The 2,032-nt window shown below is 39.3% G+C and carries 2 protein-coding genes; one reads left to right on the forward strand and one right to left on the reverse strand.

Going from position 1 to position 2,032, the window contains the following annotated elements:
* Positions 1 to 55: 55 nt before the first annotated feature.
* Positions 56 to 325, reverse strand: coding sequence for a HigA family addiction module antitoxin (locus R7M92_RS24860; protein ID WP_213887002.1), 270 nt, complete (start codon positions 323 to 325; stop codon positions 56 to 58).
* Between the two features lie 287 nt (positions 326 to 612).
* Between R7M92_RS24860 and R7M92_RS24865 the strand changes: the two genes are divergently transcribed.
* Entirely contained in the window at positions 613 to 891 is a 279-nt protein-coding gene (locus tag R7M92_RS24865; RefSeq protein ID WP_213887001.1) for a type II toxin-antitoxin system RelE/ParE family toxin, read from the forward strand.
* The last annotated feature ends 1,141 nt before the right edge of the window (positions 892 to 2,032 follow it).

Genomic DNA, 2,032 nt, shown 5'->3' on the forward strand with positions numbered 1-2,032 from the left:
CACGTCTGAGCAATAGATTACGTTCAAAATTAAAAGATCGCAATCATGTCCATCACTAAACAGCACACTTCATTTTTTCTTTGGCTTGTTTAAGCCCATAAGCCGTTTGCAAAGCCATCCAACCCTCAGGTGAGCGCTTAAACAGTTTTGATAAGCGAATGGCCATTTCATAGCTCAACTCACTTTTCCCGGTAACAAGGCGGCTTACGGAAGATTTGGACACTCCTAGTTTCTCTGCCAGTTCCGTTACCTTCATTTCCATTGGCTCCATATAAGCTTCTTTAAGAAACTCTCCCGGATGCATTGGGTTTAATAACGTAAACATATTGATTTCCTAGAATAAAATTTGAAAAGTTTTATGTTGCGCAACGAGGAACGTTGTGACTTAAAAAAAACCATGTTAAAATGGTTAGTTGCATGAAGTTAATTGTAAACGGATACTTAATGCTAATTCAGAGTTTTCGCAGGCCCGGAATTATACGCATATAAAATATCTTTACAATGTAATTTTACTTTACATAACCGTATAACAAGTTTAGACCGAAATCTAGATTTCTTTGTACATTCTTCATGCGCCTTAACAATTCTTGCAAACTAATGAGGTGCAACAAAATGATTAAAAGTTACAAATCCAAAAAATTAAAACTATTTGCCGAAAAGGGTAAGACCCAAAGCGTAGATCAACGTCACGTAAAGCCTATCAACATTATTCTCAACGCTTTAGATACGGCCACATGTGAAGATGACTTCAACCTTCCAGGTAAAAACTTGCATTCTTTCAATGAGAAAAAACCCAAAGTTTGGTCTTTAGACGTATCCGCTAACTGGCGGATCACATTCGAGTTCGATGGCCACGATGTCTACAATGTAGATTACTTAGATACTCACTAAACCAAGCTACTACACATTGCAGATAGATGGATTTATCTGCAATGTGTAGTGCGTATAGATGGTTATATGTTAAATAACCAAAGTAATGTCCAGAAAAGTCACACAAGGCCACTAATAAGCCAGTAAGGGAGGTTTTTGATAAAAAACAGACCGATACTGAACCTAATAAAGCTTGAAAATTTATGACACTTTAAGCTTTATTCTTACCTATAAGAACCATCAATAAGTTTGAATCAAAAATAGCACCGTAACTCCTATTTTTACCTATTAATTTTTTTGCAATTGATTGCAAAAAGAGAAAAACGCAATGCATCTGGTCTGAGTTGAAAAGTTTAAGGTGTATCCGAGCAAACCTATACGAGACATAGGTTTCAACGATCATTGTCACCAATACAAAATTATACTGTATCCGGCGCAACCTCTGATGAGGTATAGAGATTAAGTACAAGCTGGATACTGCGTAGGGTGTGTGAGAAATCATATAGAGATAAGGGCTGTAAATTGTGGATGAAGTGGAGAAAAAGATTAGCCAACTATCCACTTTTAAAGGTCGAATATTGTGACTTTGGCTTGTACAAAAAAGTGTGTGAACAAGCCTGAAAAGGCTGTCATGTAGACAGCAAGAGTTCAGCCTTTCGGCTGCGCCGACCCCTACCCATTTTCGACTCGTTTGAGTGAATCTGAGTATTATTTATGGTCGCTTTCCGTGGAGTTTTTTCTCTTACCCTTTCGGGCTGCCCTGCGCTGTGAGTAAGGCTTAACGCCCCCATTCCGGTCTCACAACACCTATCACTTATTCCTTTTCCGCAACCCCCGTCTAGCAGCTACAACAGGGCGGTTTTATCGTGCTTTCGCAAAGTTATGATTGGTGCCTTTACCTACCACCTATGGAACATCCCTTGATCGGTGGCTAACGCGCGTCGCCCTGTCCAAAACATCTTGAGTCCAAACAGAGTGCAGGAATACTTGAAGTGCTAACTTGATATGGCTATCATGAGAGAACTTACACAGGCCGTCAAACCAGTAAGTATTCCGAAAAACCGCTCTTGCAGGAGCGGTTTTTTCACGTCTGAGCAATAGATTACGTTCAAAATTAAAAGATCGCAATCATGTCCATCACTAAACAGCACACTTCATTTTT

Origin of the sequence: Vibrio sp. Vb2880 (genome assembly GCF_033337975.1) — a bacterium.
Classification (GTDB): Bacteria; Pseudomonadota; Gammaproteobacteria; order Enterobacterales; family Vibrionaceae; genus Vibrio; species Vibrio alginolyticus.